Below are 17,619 nucleotides of genomic sequence, written 5' to 3' on the forward strand. Positions count from 1 at the left end.
GGTATCGCAGGGATCGGTCAAGCGCGGCGAGCGCGCTTTACCGCGATCACCGCGAACCACTCGATCTCACCGGTGGCCGCCGACCGCTGAATCCTCGACCCGGTGTGCGCCTCCGCCGCTCACCGGCACGCCCGCCCCGGCCCGCCGCCTTACACGTCGGCCGCCTGATCCGGTGCCACCTGGGCACGCAACCGGGCACGGGCCTCCATGAGCGCGAAGCCCAGCAGGTTCCGGCCGCGCCACTGCGACGGGTCGTCCGCCCTCGGGTCGGTGGCGCGCAGCCCGATGCCCCAGATGCGGTCCATCGGGCTGGCCTCGACGAGAATCCGGGTGTTCGTGCCGAGCAAAAACGCACGCAACGCCGCGTCCTGACCGAACTTCGCGACATTGCCCGTCACGACGAGCTCGAACCGGCCGGCCGCCCACGTCGCTTCGTCGAAGCCGCGAACCTGGCGGCCCACCGCCTTCGCCGCCTTGGGATGCGCCGCGGCGATCGCCCGCTGCTCGGCTGCCTTGTCACCGAACATGCGTGCCTTACCGGCCATCATCCAGTGCTCCGCAGTGGCATAGGTGACGCCGTCCATCGTGAACGGCGACGGCCACCACTGGCTCAGGCAGCCCGCACCGATCGATCCGTCCGCCTGTGGCTTGTGGCCCCAGAAGTGCAGGAATTTCAGCCGTCGGCCCGTGGCGGCCAAGGCGAGCAGACCCGCGAGGTCGCGAGGCTCCTCCGATTGCCCCGAAGGGCTGTCGTGCTCCGTCTCGGTGCGTGCGTCGACATCCATGAGGTTCCTCCCCGAGCGAACTTGCCGATCACGAGCCGCACGGCATCGGCCGCCGCTCTGCGCGAACGCATCGTGACAGCGCGGAACAACGTCCCGCCAATGGTTTTTCTCCAACTGAGCACAACCAGGCCACGGCAAGCAGGCCGAGCACTGCCGTCCTCACAAGGCGAAAGCCCCGCGCACCCGATGCGGGACAATGGTCCGATCCGCCGTCCCCGACCTGGAGCGATCCGTCATGACCCCGACCGGCACCCGTGCCGCCGAGACGACCACGCCGGCGGCGGAGTTCGCGCCGCTGCGCCTCGGCCCCGTCCAGGTGTGGCCCCCGGTCGTCCTCGCGCCGATGGCCGGGATCACCAACGCCCCCTTCCGGACGCTGTGTCAGGAGCAGGCCGAGGCCGTCACCCACGCGCGCCCTGCGGGGCTGTACGTCAGCGAGATGATCACCACCCGGGCGCTCGTCGAGCGGGACGACAAGACCATGCGCCTCATCCGCTTCGCCGAGACGGAACGCCCCCGCAGCATCCAGTTGTACGGCGTCCACCCCGACGTCGTCGGCCGCGCCGTCGCGATGATCGTCGACGAGGATCTCGCCGACCACGTCGACCTCAACTTCGGTTGCCCGGTGCCCAAGGTCACCCGCAAGGGTGGCGGCTCGGCCCTGCCCTACAAGCGCAACCTGCTGCGCGACATCCTGCGCTCCGCGGTCAAGAACGCCCGGCACCTCCCGGTCACGATGAAGATGCGCAAAGGCATCGACGACGACCACCTGACCTACCTCGATGCCGGCCGCATCGCGCAGGATGAAGGCGTCACCTGGGTGGCCCTGCACGGCCGCACCGCACAACAGCACTACGGCGGTACCGCCGACTGGTCGTCGATCGCACGGCTGAAGCAAGCCGTCGACATCCCCGTCCTGGGCAACGGCGACATCTGGGACGCCGACGACGCGCTGCGCATGCTGCGTGAGACCGGTTGCGACGGAGTCGTGGTCGGCCGCGGCTGCCTCGGCCGGCCGTGGCTCTTCCGTGACCTGGTGTCGGTCTTCGAGGGCAGCGGCGAGCGAGCCCGCCCCTCATTGCGCGAGGTGACCGGGGTCATGCGCCGCCACGCCGAGCTCCTCGGCGCCTGGATGGGCGAGGAGCGCGGCGTCACCGACTTCCGCAAGCACGTCGCGTGGTACACGAAAGGCTTCTCCGTCGGCTCCGAGATGCGTCGCGGCCTGGCCATGGTCGGCAACCTCGCCCAGCTCGACGAGCTCATCGCCGGGCTTCGGCTGGACCAGCCGTGGCCCATCGGCGCCGACGGCCCGCGCGGTCGCACCGCCGGCGGGAAGAAGGTCGTCCTCCCCGAAGGCTGGCTCGACGATCCAGAGTGCGCCGTTCCCCCGACCGACGCGGAACTGGACCACTCCGGCGGCTGACTGCCCCGCCCCGCCTCCCCCTTTCGGTCGTCGGCATCGCCGCGCAGCGCAGCCCGGTGTCACCCACAAAGGCAGGCGGTGTGCGGCCGACGACGGCAAGCTCGCCGAGGATTGCGATCTGCGGCGCACCGCACTCGGCGCCGCCAGGGCCGGCCCGGCTGACCGGGGGCGGCGGGGCGGGCCTTCGCGGCATCGGCCCGCGCACGTCCGTTCGGCGTAGTGCGACCGCCGGTCGCGGATGGCGCCCCCCGTGGCGCGGCACCGGGGTCGCGCACGTCCCTTCGGCCGCCGCGCACGTCCGTTCGGCGTAGTGCGACCGCCGGTCGCGGATGGCGCCCCCCGTGGCGCGGCACCGGGCCCCCCCACGTCCCTTCGGCCGCCGCGCACGTCCGTTCGGCGTGAACACAGCGCTTCTCGACGTGCCGCCGTGCGGACTTGGCCTGATCCTGGTGGGTGGCGTGCTCGACCGGATCCCGGCGGGTACGCTCCGGCCATCAGGGCAACCGGGCCGTACGAACCGCTGGTTCGCAGTCGGGCCGCACCTCCCTCGGCTTCGTCACCGGCGGTCACGCGGCCCTCCGTCGTGCGCGAGGGGGCAACCCGTGCCGAACACCCGCAAGTTCGTCTACACCTTCGCCGAAGGCAACAAGGACCTCAAGGACCTGCTCGGCGGCAAAGGCGCGAACCTTGCCGAGATGGCCAACCTCGGTCTGCCCGTGCCGCCGGGTTTCACCATCACGACCGAGGCCTGCCGCGCGTTTCTCGCGACCGGTGACGAGCCGCGCGGGCTCCGCGACGAGATTGCGGAGCACTTGCGGGCCCTCGAAGTGCGCATGGGACGACGGCTGGGCCAGGCCGACGACCCGCTGCTGGTGTCGGTGCGGTCGGGAGCAGCGTTCTCGATGCCCGGGATGATGGACACCGTCCTGAACATCGGGCTGTCCGACACCTCCGTGGCGGGTCTCGCCGCGCAAGCCGGCGACGACCGCTTCGCGTGGGACTCGTACCGCCGCCTCCTCCAGATGTTCGGGAAGACGGTGCTCGGTGTCGACGGAGACCTTTTCGAGGAGCGCCTCGAAGCGGTGAAGCGCGCCAAGGGGGCGACGTCGGACCTGGACCTGGACGCCGCGGATCTGCGCGGCCTGGTCGCGACCTACAAGGGCCTCATCGCAGAGGCCGCCGGGCAGGAGTTTCCCCAGGACCCCCGAACCCAGCTCGACATGGCCGTACGTGCGGTTTTCGCGTCCTGGAACGGCGACCGGGCCCGGCTGTACCGGCGACAGGAGCGCATCCCCGACGACCTCGGCACCGCGGTCAACATCGTTGCCATGGTGTTCGGCAACCTGGGGGCCGACTCCGGAACCGGAGTGGCCTTCACGCGGGATCCCGCGTCCGGCAAACCCGGGGTGTACGGCGATTACCTCGCCAACGCGCAAGGGGAGGACGTCGTCGCGGGCATCCGCAACACCGTCCCGCTCGCCGATCTCGAACGCCTCGACAAGCGGTCCTACGACCGGCTCCTGGAGATCATGGGCGTCCTGGAGGACCACTACCGGGACCTTTGCGACATCGAGTTCACGATCGAGCGCGGCACCTTGTGGATGCTGCAGACGCGGGTCGGCAAGCGCACCGCCGAGGCGGCGTTCCGCATCGCCGCGCAGCTCGCCGAGCAAGGGCTGATCGACGACGACGAAGCCCTGCGCCGCGTCACGGGCTCGCAACTCGCCCAACTGATGTTCCCGCGCTTCGCCGACGACGGGACGGGTGCCGGCCGGCTGCGGCCCATCGCGCGCGGGATTGCCGCGTCCCCGGGAGCCGCGGTCGGAAAGGCCGTCTTCGACCAGGCGACCGCGGTCGAGTGGGCGCACAACGGAGAGCGGGTGATCCTGGTCCGGCGCGAGACCAACCCGGACGACCTCGCCGGCATGGTCGCCGCGGAAGGGATCCTCACCAGCCGCGGGGGAAAGACGTCGCACGCCGCAGTCGTCGCCCGAGGCATGGGCAAGACCTGCGTGTGCGGGGCCGAGGCACTGCACGTCGACACGACGCGTCGCCGCTTCACCGCCCCGGACGGTGTCGAGGTCTCCGAGGGAGACGTCATCTCGGTGGACGGTTCGACCGGATGCGTCTACCTCGGCGAGGCTCCCGTGGTGCCGTCCGCGGTCGCCGACTACTTCGAGGAACGCACCACGCCCCACGACGACGCCGACGAACTCATCGCCGCGGTGCACCGGATCGTGTCGCATGCCGACCGAAGGCGCCGAATGCGCGTCCGCGCCAACGCCGACACCGCCGACGACGCCGCACGCGCACTGCGCTTCGGCGCCCAGGGCATCGGACTGCTGCGTACCGAGCACATGTTCCTCGGCGACCGTCGCAAGTACGTCGAACGCCTCGTGCTCGCCGATACCGACGACGGCCGAGCCGCCGCACTGGACGTCCTCCTGCCCCTCCAACGGCAGGACTTCGCCGAAGTGTTGGCCGCGATGGACGGTCTGCCGGTGACGATCAGGCTGCTCGACCCGCCCTTGCACGAATTCCTGCCCGACCTCACCGATCTCTCGGTCCGCGTCGCGCTTGCCGAGGCCCGCGGTGACGAGGCCGCCGACGACGCCGCCCTTCTGGGGGCGGTGCGTCGTCTGCACGAGCAGAACCCCATGCTCGGGCTTCGCGGCGTGCGCCTCGGGCTCGTGATCCCCGGGCTGTTCGCGATGCAGGTCCGCGCGATCGCCGAGGCCACCGTCGAGCGCGTGCGCGCCGGAGGGATGCCGCATGCCGAGGTCATGGTCCCGTTGGTCGGCGACGTCCGGGAACTGCAGATCGTCCGGGACGAGGCGGCGGCGGTCTTCGCCGCCGTGACGCGCGAGACCGGGGTCGACGTCGACCTGCCGGTGGGCACGATGATCGAACTGCCGCGCGCCGCGCTCACAGCCGGCCGGATCGCCGAGGCCGCGGACTTCTTCTCCTTCGGCACCAACGACCTCACCCAGACCACCTGGGGATTCTCGCGCGACGACGTCGAAGCGTCGTTCTTCACGCCATACCTGGACGCGGGCGTCTTCCGCGTCTCGCCCTTCGAAACCCTCGACGGCGATGGGGTCGGCCGCTTGGTCGCCCTGGCCGTCGGCGAGGGCCGTGCGACCAGACCGGACATCTCGCTGGGCGTGTGTGGTGAGCACGGGGGCGACCCCGAGTCGGTGCGTTTCTTCCACGACACCGGGTTGGACTACGTCTCCTGCTCGCCCTTCCGGCTGCCCGTCGCACGCCTGGAGGCGGGCCGCGCGGTCGTGCTCGCGGACGCCGCGCAACGCGGTGGTGGTGACACCCGCTGAGGCCCGCAGGTGCTGCCGGATACGTCGCCGCCGGCCGTGTGCCGCCGCCCGCAGCGGTCTTGAATCACCGCTGCGGGGACGCTCTACAGTGATGCCGTGCCGAAGATACGCGCCGCCTCCGTCGCCGAGCACCGCGCGATGCAACACGCCGCGCTGCTCGATGCCGCCCGTGCGCTTCTCGACGAGGGCGGATTCGCCGCGCTGACGTTCCCGGCCCTCGCCGAGCGCACCGGCCTGGCCCGGTCCTCCGTGTACGAGTACTTCCGTTCGCGCGCCGCCGTCGTCGAGGAGCTGTGCGCGGTCGACCTGCCGGCCTGGGTCGCCGAGGTCGAGGACGCCATGGCGGCTAGCGACGACCCGGCCGACAAGATCGCCGCGTACGTGAACCGCCAGCTCGAACTGGTCGGCGACCGCACCCACCGCGTCGTCGTGGCGATCTCCACCGGCGAACTCGACGCCAACGCCCGTGAGCGGATACGAGCCGCCCACGGCCGCATCGTCGAACTGGTCGTCAGCGCGCTCGCGGACCTCGGGCATCCGGATCCGATGCTCGTCGCCTCGCTCGTGCAGGGCATGGTCGACGCGGCGGTCCGGCGTATCGAGTGCGGAGCGGACAGCGCCGAGGTCACCGCGGCGACCCTGAGCCTCGTACTCGGTGGTGTGGCGGCTGTCCGGCCCGCCGCGGAGCAGGAGCCGGGCACAGACCACACGCAGGACACCGCCCAGCCGACTGGTCCGGCGGCCGCACAGATGCCGGACACCGCCGACAGCGCCCCGTCGGTCGGAGGCTGAGCCGCCTCGTCCGGCCCGCGCTTTCGCTCCGGCTGGAAGCGGCAGCGAGGGCAGCGGGCCGTGCGGCGGATACAAGCGGACTTCGAATCCGCGCAGCAGGGAAAGCGGATCGCGGTAGTCCGGCTCACCGGCGGCCGCTCCCGGCGGCCGGTCGAGCAGACCCCAGTGCAAACACGGCTCCGCGCAATGCGACGGCTGTGCGGCCAGGGTGCCGAGCACCGTCCCCGGGGCCACCGGGTCACCGACCCCGACCGCCGCGTTCACCGGCTCGTACGTGGTGACCAGGTGCCCGTGGCGCACGGTCACCACGCCCTTCCCCGCGACGCTCCCGCTGAACTCGACGACTCCCGCGCCGGCGGAAAGCACCGATTGGCCGACTGCTCCGGCCAGGTCCACACCGCGGTGACCCGGCTGCCAGTCTTGCTCGGGAGGCGCGAACGGACGCACGGGAACCGGCGGAGGGCTCAGCGGCCACACCCAACGCTGTGTAGCCGTTGACGGACCTGTCGGTGGATCCGCGCCCGGAGCAGGCGCTCCCAATGCCGGGAGCGCGGCCCAGGACGCGGCAAGCGCGCACGCCAAGAGCGCCGCCAGAGCAGGGGCGCGGGTGCGGATGTCCGTGAACCGCGCACCGAGCCGCGCGTCGTGGATGCCGCGCTCGGTGCTTGCGAGACTGCGGATGCCGGAGTGGCCTGAGCTTTGGGAGAGCTGCGAGTGAGTCATGGCATCGAGCATGCGCCGGATTCCGCAAGCGCTCCGACATCGGGCCCAAAATCTGTGGAGAAACGTTTTCGCGACGTCGTTCCTGTGGAAAAAAGGGAACGCATCCGGTGCAGTGGCCGACGCCGTCCGGCCTCGGTTCCGATCCCTGTCGAAGCCCTGATCGCGCTCGGCAGTCGGTGGTTGGCCGCCCGGTGGCCAGGTCCCGTACACTTCCGACAGCGGCCCGGACCTCCGGGTCGACTTCGCACGCCCACCTTCGGGCCCTCCGGCGATCCCCGGTCACGTCGTGACGGCGGGAGAACCGACGACGGACCCGTGGGGCACGTCTCGGTCCGGGGGCCGTCCCCCGGCACGGTGTCACGGGCGTCAGGCGCGCCGGCACCCGTCGGCGCGGACAACCGAGCAGGCCCCCGGCGCGTTCGCGGGGCGTATCACAAGGAGTACGGCCATGGCCGTCGTCACGATGCGGGAGCTGCTGGAGAGCGGCGTCCACTTCGGGCACCAGACCCGCCGCTGGAACCCGAAGATGAAGCGCTTCATCTTCACCGAGCGCAACGGCATCTACATCATCGACCTGATGCAGTCGCTCGGCTACATCGACCGCGCCTACGAGTTCGTCAAGGAGACCGTCGCGCACGGCGGCACCGTCCTCTTCGTCGGCACCAAGAAGCAGGCGCAGGAGGCCATCGCCGAGCAGGCGACCCGGGTCGGCATGCCCTACGTCAACCAGCGCTGGCTGGGCGGCATGCTCACCAACTTCTCGACCGTCCACAAGCGCCTCCAGCGCCTGAAGGAGCTTGAGGAGATCGACTTCGACGACGTGGCCGGCTCGGGCATGACGAAGAAGGAGCTCCTGGTCCTCAAGCGCGAGAAGGACAAGCTCGACAAGACCCTCGGCGGCATCCGCGACATGCAGCGCGTGCCCTCGGCGGTGTGGATCGTCGACACCAAGAAGGAGCACATCGGCGTCGGCGAGGCCCGCAAGCTCAACATCCCGGTCGTCGCGATCCTGGACACCAACTGCGACCCCGACGAGGTCGACTACAAGATCCCCGGCAACGACGACGCGATCCGCTCCGTCACGCTTCTCACCCGCGTGATCGCCGACGCCGTCGCCGACGGCCTGATGGCGCGCGCCGGTGCTTCGCAGGCCGACACCAAGGCCCCCGAGGTCGCCGCCGGCGAGCCGCTCGCCGAGTGGGAGCTGGAGCAGCTCCAGGGCGAGAAGAAGGCCGACGAGGCCCCCGCCGCCGAAGCCGCCGCACCCGAGGCCCCCGCCGCGCCCGAGGCCCCCGCGGCGGAGCCCGAGAAGGCCGCCGAGCCCGAGCAGTCCTGACGCCGTAAAGCGGGGGGTACGCCGGAGTCCGCGCGTACCCCTCGCGTACGTGCGGGCGGCCGGCACCCGTCTCCGCGACCCGGGGGTGGGCGAAGCGCCCCGCGCATCATCCGAAGACCACCGCGAGACGACACGCGAGAAGAAGAGATCTGACAATGGCGAACTTCACCGCCGCGGACGTCAAGAAGCTCCGCGAGCTCACCGCCGCCGGCATGATGGACTGCAAGAAGGCGCTCGAAGAGGCGAACGGCGACCTGGACAAGGCCGTCGAGATCCTGCGCGTCAAGGGTCAGAAGGGCGTCACCAAGCGCGAGGGCCGCTCGGCCTCGAACGGCGCGGTCGTCGCCATCCTGGACGGCAACAAGGCCGGCGTGCTGGTCGAGCTCAAGTGCGAGACCGACTTCGTCGCCAAGGGTGACAAGTTCATCGCCGTCGCCAACACCATCGCCGAGCACGTCGCCAAGACCTCGCCCGCCGACCTCGACGCCCTGCTCGCGAGCGAGATCGAGGCGGGCAAGACCGTCCGCGAGTACGTGGACGAGGCCAACGCGACCCTCGGCGAGAAGATCGTCCTGGACCGCTTCGCGCAGTTCGCCGACGGCTACGTCGCCGCGTACCTGCACAAGACCAGCCCCGACCTGCCCCCGCAGATCGGCGTGCTGGTCGAGCTCTCCGGCGAGAACGCCGAGGTCGCCAAGGACATCGCGCAGCACATCGCGGCGTTCGCCCCCACCTACCTGACCCGCGAGGACGTCCCGGCGGAGATCGTCGAGAACGAGCGCAAGGTCGCCGAGGCCGCCGCCCGCGAGGAAGGCAAGCCGGAGGCCGCGCTCACGAAAATCGTCGAAGGCCGGGTGACGGGCTTCTACAAGGAGAACGTCGTCCTGGAGCAGCCTTCCGCGAAGGACAACAAGAAGACCGTCAAGAAGGTCCTCGACGAGGCGGGCGTCAGCCTCAAGCGCTTCGCCCGCATCAAGGTCGGCGTCTGACCGACCCCGCGACGGGGCCGGCAGCGAGTCCGGCCCCGCAGCGCCTGAGGCACAGCACCATGAGCGGTGAACAGGCGGCCGGGGTCGGACCCTCCGACCCCGGGGCGCCGGGAAGCGACGAGGAGGCCACTTCCGTGGAGGGACCCGTGCCGGAAACCGAAACGGGGGAGGCCCCCTCGTCGTCCGACGAGGTCGACCCGCAGGTGTACCGGCGCCGCGTGCTGCTCAAGCTCTCCGGCGAGGCCTTCGCCGGAGGCGGCGGCCTCGGCGTCGATCCCGACGTGGTCCAGGGGATCGCCCGCCAGATCGCCGAGGTGGTACGCCTCGGCACCGAGGTCGCCGTGGTCATCGGCGGCGGCAATTTCTTCCGCGGCGCCGAGCTGCAGGTGCGCGGCATGGACCGCGCGCGCTCGGACTACATGGGCATGCTCGGCACCGTCATGAACTGCCTCGCACTCCAGGACTTCCTGGAGAAGCTGGGCATCGAGACACGTGTGCAGACCGCCATCACCATGGGCCAAGTCGCGGAACCGTACATTCCGCGCCGCGCGATCCGGCACCTGGAGAAGGGCCGCGTGGTGATCTTCGGCGCGGGTATGGGGATGCCGTACTTCTCCACGGACACCACCGCCGCACAACGGGCTCTGGAGATCGACGCGTCGGCCATCCTCATGGCCAAGGGCGTGGATGGTGTGTACGACTCGGACCCGAAGACCAACCCCGACGCGGTCCTGTTCGACAGCCTGGACCACGCCGAAGTGCTCGCCCGTGAGCTGAAGGTCGCCGACGCCACGGCCATCAGCCTGTGCATGGACAACCGACTGCCGATCGTCGTGTTCAACCTGCTGGTCGAGGGCAACATCGCCCGGGCCGTGCGGGGTGAGAAGATCGGCACCCTGATCAGCCGTACCAACGGCTGATCCACGGCGACACCGGACCGGGACAGGAGCCGAGACGTGATCGATGAAACCCTCCTCGAAGCCGAGGAGAAGATGGAGAAGGCCGTATCGGTCGCGAAGGACGACTTCGCGGCGATCCGCACCGGGCGCGCGACTCCGGCGATGTTCGCCAAGATCGTCGTCGACTACTACGGCGCCATGACACCGGTGAACCAGCTCGCCTCGTTCACGGTGCCCGAGCCCCGCATGGTGCTCGTGACGCCGTTCGACAAGGGGTCCACGAACGCGATCATCAAGGCGATCCGCGACTCGGACCTCGGTGTGAACCCGACCGACGACGGCAAGGTCATCCGCGTTGTTTTCCCGCAGCTCACCGAGGAACGCCGCAAGGAGTTCATCAAGGTCGCGCGCGGCAAGGCCGAGGACTCCCGCATCTCCATCCGCAGCGTGCGACGCAAGGCCAAGGAGACGCTCGACAAGCTCGTCAAGGACGGCGAGTCGGGCGAAGACGATGTCCGCCGCGCGGAGAAGGAGCTCGACGACCTCACCCACCGCTACGTCGTCCAGGTGGACGAGCTGCTGAAGCACAAGGAAGCCGAGCTGCTCGAGGTCTGATGAACAACTCCACCTGGGGCGGCGCCTCGGAGCCCGATCGGCGTTCCGGGCTCGGCCCGTTCGAACCGTACGACCCGTGGGCGGGCCAGGCCCTGCAGGCGCCGGGCCCGCACACGACACCGGAAGCGGACGCGCTGCGCACCCAGGTGATTCCGGTGACGCCTGCCGAGGCGCCCGGCATGGTCGCCGCCGAGGGACCACCCCAGGGCGACGGTGGCGCCTGGCCGGGGTACGACACCGGTTCCACTCGGGCGCAGCAGCACCCGGACGAGACCGACGGGGTAGACCTGTCGGGTGCGACCCCAATCGCGACCGGCCGCGACTACGGCGACCATTACGGCGAGGACCACGAGGCTGCGGATGACGGCGGGCACACCGTGTATCTGCCGGTCGTCGACCCCGGTGTGCGGCCGGAGCCGGAAGACGCCGGGCCGGATTCCGTCGGACCTGCCGCGGACCGTCCGGTGAGCGGCGCTTCCGACGCCCCCAGGAAGAGCCGGGCCGGCCGCAATCTGCCCGCCGCCATCGGCGTCGCACTGCTCCTGGGCGGGGCGATCGTCGGTTCACTGCTCACCGTGCCCGTGCTGTTCGTGGGCATCGTGCTCGCGGCAGTGCTCGTCGGCCTGTGGGAGTTCTCCGGCGCGCTGGGTCGCGCGGACGAGGCGCGCGGCACGGTCCGGCTGCCCCTGGTCCCGCTTGCTGCCGGTGCCGTCGCGATGCAGATCGCCGCGTACGAGCACGGCCCCGAGGGGTTGGTCATCGCCGCCGCGCTCACCGCGCTCGCGGTGATGGTGTGGCGCATGACCGAGGGCCCCGAGAACTACCTCCGCGATGTGGCCACCGGCGTCTTCGCGGCGTTCTACCTGCCCTTCCTCGCCGGATTCGCGGTTTTGATGCTGGCTGCCGACGACGGCGCCAAGCGTGTCCTCGCGTTCATGATCGTCGTCGTGTGCAGCGACACCGGCGCCTATGCGGCCGGCGTGAGTTTCGGCAGACACAAGATGGCGCCGACGATCAGCCCGGGCAAGACCTGGGAGGGGTTCGCCGGCGCGGTCGTCACGTGTGCGCTGGCAGGCGCGTTGTGCCTCACGCTCATGCTGGACGGCCAGTGGTGGCAGGGGGCGCTCCTCGGCGCCGCGGTCGCCGCGACCGCCGCGGTCGGCGACCTGGTCGAGTCCATGATCAAGCGCGACATCGGGGTGAAGGACATGGGCGACCTGCTCCCCGGCCACGGAGGCCTGATGGACCGGCTCGACTCGCTGGTCGCCTCCGCGCCCGTCGTGTGGCTGTTGCTGGAGCTCTACCTGTAGCGGTCGTCCCGAACTCCCGACCACGCTGCTGCGCGGGCCTACCGAGCCCGGCGGACCGTCCGAGGTCCGTCGGGCTTTGCACGTCACCGGGCAGGTGTGCGGACCTGAGACACTGGACGCATCATGCCCAAGCCTGGAGAGCTCACTTTCGCTGCCCCGCGCCGTGCCAAGCCGCCGCGCCACCTCGCCGACCTGTCGCCCGCCGAGCGCCGCGAAGCCGTCGCCTCACTCGGCGAGAAGGCCTTCCGGGCCAATCAGCTCTCGCGCCACTACTTCGCCCGGCTCGCGGACGACCCGGCGCAGTGGTCCGACATGCCCGCCGCACTGCGGGAGCGGCTGGCCGACGAGCTCATGCCGCGGCTGATCACTTCGGTGCGCGAGATCGCCTGCGACGACGGGGCGACCCGCAAGACGTTGTGGAAGCTCTTCGACGGCACACTCGTCGAGTCGGTGCTGATGCGCTATCCGGACCGCGCCACCGTGTGCGTGTCGTCCCAGGCCGGCTGCGGCATGAACTGCCCGTTCTGTGCCACCGGCCAGGCGGGTCTCACCCGCAATCTGTCCACGGCCGAGATCGTCGAACAGGTCGTCGCGGGCTCCCGGGCGCTGCATCGCGGTGAGATCCCGGGCGGACCCGGCCGGGTCAGCAACATCGTCTTCATGGGCATGGGGGAGCCGCTGGCCAACTACAAGGCGGTCGTCGGCGCGGTACGCCGCATCACTGACCCGTCGCCCGACGGCCTGGGCATCTCCCAGCGCTCCGTCACCGTCTCGACGGTCGGCCTGGTGCCCGCGATGGAGAAACTGGCCGACGAAAAGCTCAACGTCACGCTGGCGTTGTCGCTGCACGCCCCCGACGACGAGCTGCGTGACACGCTCGTCCCGGTCAACACCCGCTGGGCGGTTCGAGAAGTCCTGGACGCGGCGTGGCTCTACGCGGACCGCACCGGGCGCCGGGTGTCGATCGAGTACGCCCTGATCAAGGACATCAACGACCACCCCTGGCGGGCGGACCTCCTGGGCAAGCGCCTGCGCAACCACCTGGCGCACGTCAACCTGATCCCGCTCAATCCCACACCCGGTTCGAAGTGGACCGCGTCGACGCAGGAGCGGCAGGACGAATTCGTCCGACTGCTCCAGGCCCACGGCGTGCCCGTGACGGTGCGCGACACCCGGGGCCGCGACATCGACGGCGCCTGCGGCCAGTTGGCCGCCGCGGAGGTCTGACGGTCCGTCGCCCCACGTTTATCGCCCTCTTAGGTGCCGTGGGGGAGAGTGGTCTCAGTACCGCTCGCAGGGTCTCCCTCAACCCCCGTCGGGGACCTTCGGCGGTGCGACCAGGTCGCCCGTTGCAGGAGGCGGGCCGGCCCGGCGGAGAGAGCGTCCCGGGGCAGTGCGTGGCCCCCGGAGGCGAAAACACGCCCGGGCCGTCGCGGAAGGGGACGCCGCGGCGGTCCGGCTGTGTTGCAGGTGACGGCGTTGGGCACGACGCCGTCACCGACCCGAAGCCCGGACCGCATCGCGGCCGGGCTTCTTCGCGTCCGACGGCGCAGGACCGCCGACGGGTTGCTTCGGGGGTGGGGATGGAGACACGCCCCGGCCATTTGTCACACTGCGCACAGCGGACCTCCGGACCCGGGGGCCGCGAGGACTGGGCGAGAGCGGGGTTCACATGCACGAGATCGACTGGCTTGATCTGCCGGACCAGGTCAACGCGCGGGATGTCGGCGGACTGCCGGTCACCGGAGGCGGACGCACCCGCTCGGGAGTGCTGATGCGCTGCGAGACCCCGGATCTCCTCACCGACGAGGCGATCGCGCGCCTGTCGGAGGTTTACGCGGTGCGTCACATGTTCGACCTGCGCTCGGTCGGTGAGGGCGGTCCCATCGAGATCTGGCCCGGCATCACCCGGCACCGCATGCCGCTGCTGGGGCGGATGAGCGGGGCCGCGGCGGACGCCGAGCAGGCGCGCGGAGTGGGCGACATATCGACGGGCCAGGTCGACGGCTTGGCCCGCAAGTCCGAGCTGGACATGGTCGAGGTCGACGTTCACGGAGCCGGTCGCCTCTACCTGCGCATGATCGAGCGCGGCAAGGACGCGTTCGTGCAGGCGCTGCGGCTCCTCACGGACGACAACGCCGGACCGACGATGGTGCACTGCACGGCCGGCAAGGACCGCACCGGTGTTCTGGTCGCCCTGCTGCTGTCGGTGGCCGGCGTCGAGCGCAAGGCCATCGTCAACGACTACGCCGCGACCCGGATCCACGCCGAGGAACTGTTCAAGCGCCTCCGCAGCGTGCGGGACCAGCCGCCGATGCCGACGGGGACCAAGGTCTCGTCCGCACTTCGGGACGCGGCGCCCGAGACAATGGAGGCCTTCCTCGACGCGCTCGGCGAGCGCTACGACAGCGCCGCGGACTTCTTCGTCAAGGCCGGCGCCCAGTCGGAGTGGCTCGACATCTGGTGCGAGCGATTCGTCGACGCCTGACCGATGTTCCGCGCACGACGGCGCGGGGTGGGCACACGGGTGACCCGCTTCCGCGCCGGCGGGCCGGGCGGAACCGACGGGCGGGTTCTGCCCTCACTTCCGCAGTCGTCGGAGCAGACTGGCTGCATGAGTGATTTGCGAATCTTGCGCAACTTCATCGACGGCAAGTTCGTCGACGCCGTCGACGGCAGGACGCTGGACATCGTGAACCCCGCCACCGGTGAGGTGTACGCGACGTCCCCGCTGTCGCGGGAGCCCGACGTCGACGCGGCCATGCAGGCCGCCGCGAACGCCTTCGAGACCTGGAGCGAGACCACCCCGTCGGAACGCCAGCTCGCCTTGCTCAAAATCGCCGACGCGGTCGAGAAGCGCGCCGGCGAACTGGTCGCGGCCGAGTGCCGCAACACCGGCAAGCCGCGCGGGTTGACCGCATCGGAGGAGATCCCGCCGATGGTCGACCAGATCCGCTTCTTCGCGGGGGCGGCCCGTCTACTCGAAGGCAAGTCGGCGGGCGAATACATGGCCGGCCACACGTCGTTCGTACGGCGCGAGCCGGTCGGCGTCTGCGCCCAGGTCGCGCCGTGGAACTACCCCATGATGATGGCGGTGTGGAAGTTCGCTCCGGCGATCGCCGCCGGGAACACGGTCGTGCTCAAGCCGTCCGACACCACACCCGAGTCGACGGTGCTGCTCGCCGAGATCATCGGGGAGATCCTGCCGCCCGGCGTGTTCAACGTGCTGTGCGGCGACCGCGAGACCGGTGGTCTGATGGTCGGTCACAAGGTTTCCGCGATGGCGTCCATCACCGGCTCGGTGCGCGCGGGCATGGCGGTCGCCGAGTCGGCGGCGCGCGACCTCAAACGCGTGCACCTCGAATTGGGCGGCAAGGCACCGGTCCTCGTCTTCGACGACGCCGACATCCCGGGCGCGGTCCAGGGCATCGCCGACGCGGGCTACTTCAACGCCGGACAGGACTGCACCGCGGCCACCCGCGTCCTCGTGCACGCGTCGGTGCACGACGAGTTCGTCGCCCGGCTCACCGAGACCGCCGCCGGGCTCACGACCGCGGGCCCCGACGTCGAGGACGCCGACTTCGGCCCGCTCAACAGCGCCGAGCAACTCGCGAAGGTCAGCGGCTTCATCGAACGGCTCCCGGGGCACGCCACAGTCGAGACAGGTGGCCGCCACGTCGACGGGCCCGGCTACTTCTACCAGGCGACGGTCGTCTCCGGTCTGCGCCAGGACGACGAGATCGTGCAGCACGAGGTGTTCGGCCCGGTCATCACCGTGCAAAAGTTCACCGACGAGGCCGAGGCGCTGGAAAACGCGAACGGCGTGGAATACGCCCTCGCGTCGTCGGTGTGGACGCGGGACCACGCGCGCGCGATGCGGCTGGCGAAGAAACTCGACTTCGGCTGCGTCTGGATCAACACGCATATTCCGCTGGTCGCCGAGATGCCGCACGGCGGGTTCAAGCACTCCGGCTACGGCAAGGACCTCTCGGCGTACGGCCTGGAGGACTACACCCGCATCAAACATGTGATGTCGCACGTCGAAAGCTGATCGGCCCGCGGTCGGCGCAGAGTCCGGCAGCTTGTTTCCGACGCCGCGCGCCGCCCACGGCCGACGGCGTCGGAGCATGCCCGGCCACCGCCGCGTCGCTCCGCCGTGATCGCGGGTGGCCGTCCAGCCCCTCCCGGCTCGGTAGGCTCAGGGCTCATGACCAGCACCCCCGCGCAGCCCCCGCACGACCCCGCGACCGGCGAACCCCTGTGGGACGTCGTGGTCATCGGAGCAGGTCCGGCGGGGGCGTCCGCGGCCCGGGTCGCCGCCGAGGCGGGACGCAGCGTCCTCGTGTTGGAGAAGGCGACTCTGCCGCGCTACAAGACCTGCGGCGGCGGAATCATCGGACCGTCCGCCGCCTCGCTCCCGCCCGGCATCCGGCCGCCGGTCAAGGACCACGTCGAGGCCGTGACGTTCACCCTGCGCGGCCGGTGGCGCCGCACGCGGCGGATGCGTTCGCGCGAGCCGATGTTCGCCCTGGTCAACCGGCCCGAATTCGACGCGGCACTGGTCGACGCCGCGCGTTCGGCAGGGGCGGTCGTACGCGAGGGAGCCACGGTCCAGCGCGTCGACCAGGACGCGGACACGGTGGTCCTGGGCCTGTCCGGCGGCGGCACCGTCCGCGGGCGGGCGCTGGTCGGCGCCGACGGCAGCGCGGGACGCACTTCGGCGTACGTCGGCGTCACGTTCGACCAGGTCGACCTCGGACTGGAAGCCGAGATCCCCGTCCCGCCCGAGGTCGCCGATCATTGGCGCCGGCGGGTGCTGATCGACTGGGGGCCCATTCCCGGTTCGTACGCGTGGGTGTTCCCGAAGGACGACATCCTCACCGTCGGCGTCATCTGCGCCCGGGGCAACGGCGAGGCGACGCGCGCCTACCTGCGCGACTTCATCGCGGGTCTCGCCCTGTCAGGATTCCGGCCGTCGATCACTTCCGGGCACCTGACGCGCTGCCGCACCGACGAATCCCCGCTCGCCAAGGGCCGCGTGCTGGTCGCCGGCGACGCCGCGGGGCTGTTGGAGCCGTGGACGCGCGAAGGCATCTCCTTCGCGCTGCGGTCGGGCCGCGCGGCCGGCGAGGTGGCGGCGGCGATCGCCGCCGCCCGCGCGGACGCGGACGTCAAGGAGGCCACGGAGGCGTACCACGCGCTCATCGACGGCACGCTGGGCCGGGAGATGCGGGCCGGACGCCTGATGCTCGCCGCGTTCACCCGCAGGCCCCGGGTCTTCCACGGCACGGTTGTGACCATCCCCAAGGCCTGGACCGCCTTCGAGTCCATCGTGCGGGGCCGCAAAACGCTCGCCGAGTATGTCGAACGCGCCCCGATCCGCAAGGCGCTCGACCGTATCGCGCGCTGACGCTC

13 protein-coding genes and 1 pseudogene are annotated in these 17,619 nt (G+C 70.8%); 12 read left to right on the forward strand and 2 right to left on the reverse strand.

Features of this window, described 5'->3' with window-relative positions:
• Positions 1-149 precede the first annotated feature (149 nt).
• Positions 150-785, reverse strand: a complete 636-nt coding sequence (locus tag ACRX5W_RS07320; protein WP_436787119.1) for an NADAR family protein — start codon at positions 783-785, stop codon at positions 150-152.
• A gap of 235 nt (positions 786-1,020) precedes the next feature.
• Between ACRX5W_RS07320 and dusB the strand changes: the two genes are divergently transcribed.
• The 3 genes from dusB (at position 1,021) to ACRX5W_RS07335 (ending at position 6,332) form a co-directional block, all read left to right on the forward strand.
• Positions 1,021-2,208 (forward strand): tRNA dihydrouridine synthase DusB, encoded by a 1,188-nt coding sequence (gene dusB / locus ACRX5W_RS07325; protein ID WP_436787120.1) that lies wholly within the window; start codon positions 1,021-1,023, stop codon positions 2,206-2,208.
• Between the two features lie 602 nt (positions 2,209-2,810).
• A complete protein-coding gene (gene ppdK, locus ACRX5W_RS07330) occupies positions 2,811-5,540 on the forward strand; it encodes a pyruvate, phosphate dikinase (RefSeq protein ID WP_436787121.1) in 2,730 nt (909 codons plus the stop codon).
• Between the two features lie 138 nt (positions 5,541-5,678).
• Positions 5,679-6,332 (forward strand): TetR/AcrR family transcriptional regulator, encoded by a 654-nt coding sequence (locus tag ACRX5W_RS07335; protein WP_436787510.1) that lies wholly within the window; start codon positions 5,679-5,681, stop codon positions 6,330-6,332.
• A 168-nt stretch (positions 6,333-6,500) separates the two neighbouring features.
• Here the strand turns inward: ACRX5W_RS07335 and ACRX5W_RS07340 are convergent.
• Positions 6,501-7,067: pseudogene (locus ACRX5W_RS07340) on the reverse strand (M23 family metallopeptidase); the annotation flags it as partial.
• A gap of 436 nt (positions 7,068-7,503) precedes the next feature.
• On the opposite strand from ACRX5W_RS07340, the gene rpsB reads away from it, so the two are divergent.
• From rpsB to ACRX5W_RS07385, 9 genes are all read left to right on the forward strand, one after another.
• Positions 7,504-8,391 carry a 30S ribosomal protein S2 gene (rpsB, locus tag ACRX5W_RS07345; RefSeq protein ID WP_436787122.1) on the forward strand — a complete coding sequence of 296 codons (888 nt, stop codon included), beginning with the start codon at positions 7,504-7,506 and terminating at the stop codon, positions 8,389-8,391.
• Between the two features lie 155 nt (positions 8,392-8,546).
• Complete coding sequence (gene tsf, locus ACRX5W_RS07350) at positions 8,547-9,380, forward strand: translation elongation factor Ts (RefSeq protein WP_436787123.1); 834 nt, start codon at positions 8,547-8,549, stop codon at positions 9,378-9,380.
• Between the two features lie 203 nt (positions 9,381-9,583).
• Positions 9,584-10,300 (forward strand): UMP kinase, encoded by a 717-nt coding sequence (pyrH, locus tag ACRX5W_RS07355; RefSeq protein WP_436787511.1) that lies wholly within the window; start codon positions 9,584-9,586, stop codon positions 10,298-10,300.
• Positions 10,301-10,336: 36 nt separating this feature from the next.
• Positions 10,337-10,894 (forward strand): ribosome recycling factor, encoded by a 558-nt coding sequence (gene frr, locus ACRX5W_RS07360; protein ID WP_436787124.1) that lies wholly within the window; start codon positions 10,337-10,339, stop codon positions 10,892-10,894.
• Entirely contained in the window at positions 10,894-12,204 is a 1,311-nt protein-coding gene (locus ACRX5W_RS07365; protein ID WP_436787125.1) for a phosphatidate cytidylyltransferase, read from the forward strand. The genes frr and ACRX5W_RS07365 overlap by 1 nt, the downstream gene beginning before the upstream one ends.
• A gap of 123 nt (positions 12,205-12,327) precedes the next feature.
• Entirely contained in the window at positions 12,328-13,431 is a 1,104-nt protein-coding gene (rlmN, locus tag ACRX5W_RS07370) for a 23S rRNA (adenine(2503)-C(2))-methyltransferase RlmN (protein ID WP_436787126.1), read from the forward strand.
• 445 nt (positions 13,432-13,876) lie between these two features.
• On the forward strand, positions 13,877-14,692 hold the full coding sequence (locus ACRX5W_RS07375; protein ID WP_436787127.1) for a tyrosine-protein phosphatase: 816 nt from the start codon (positions 13,877-13,879) through the stop codon (positions 14,690-14,692).
• Positions 14,693-14,818: 126 nt separating this feature from the next.
• Positions 14,819-16,255, forward strand: a complete 1,437-nt coding sequence (locus ACRX5W_RS07380) for a gamma-aminobutyraldehyde dehydrogenase (protein WP_436787128.1) — start codon at positions 14,819-14,821, stop codon at positions 16,253-16,255.
• A gap of 156 nt (positions 16,256-16,411) precedes the next feature.
• Positions 16,412-17,614, forward strand: a complete 1,203-nt coding sequence (locus ACRX5W_RS07385) for a geranylgeranyl reductase family protein (protein ID WP_436787129.1) — start codon at positions 16,412-16,414, stop codon at positions 17,612-17,614.
• The last annotated feature ends 5 nt before the right edge of the window (positions 17,615-17,619 follow it).

The organism is Yinghuangia sp. YIM S10712 (assembly GCF_051388935.1).
Taxonomy (GTDB): domain Bacteria; phylum Actinomycetota; class Actinomycetes; order Streptomycetales; family Streptomycetaceae; genus Yinghuangia.

Coding starts and splice junctions, on each gene's coding strand:
- ACRX5W_RS07320 (WP_436787119.1), bottom strand. CDS start 785: ATGGATGTCGACGCACGCACCGAGACGGAGCACGACAGCCCTTCGGGG.
- dusB (WP_436787120.1), top strand. CDS start 1,021: ATGACCCCGACCGGCACCCGTGCCGCCGAGACGACCACGCCGGCGGCG.
- ACRX5W_RS07335 (WP_436787510.1), top strand. CDS start 5,679: ATGCAACACGCCGCGCTGCTCGATGCCGCCCGTGCGCTTCTCGACGAG.
- rpsB (WP_436787122.1), top strand. CDS start 7,504: ATGGCCGTCGTCACGATGCGGGAGCTGCTGGAGAGCGGCGTCCACTTC.
- tsf (WP_436787123.1), top strand. CDS start 8,547: ATGGCGAACTTCACCGCCGCGGACGTCAAGAAGCTCCGCGAGCTCACC.
- ACRX5W_RS07365 (WP_436787125.1), top strand. CDS start 10,894: ATGAACAACTCCACCTGGGGCGGCGCCTCGGAGCCCGATCGGCGTTCC.
- rlmN (WP_436787126.1), top strand. CDS start 12,328: ATGCCCAAGCCTGGAGAGCTCACTTTCGCTGCCCCGCGCCGTGCCAAG.
- ACRX5W_RS07375 (WP_436787127.1), top strand. CDS start 13,877: ATGCACGAGATCGACTGGCTTGATCTGCCGGACCAGGTCAACGCGCGG.
- ACRX5W_RS07380 (WP_436787128.1), top strand. CDS start 14,819: ATGAGTGATTTGCGAATCTTGCGCAACTTCATCGACGGCAAGTTCGTC.
- ACRX5W_RS07385 (WP_436787129.1), top strand. CDS start 16,412: ATGACCAGCACCCCCGCGCAGCCCCCGCACGACCCCGCGACCGGCGAA.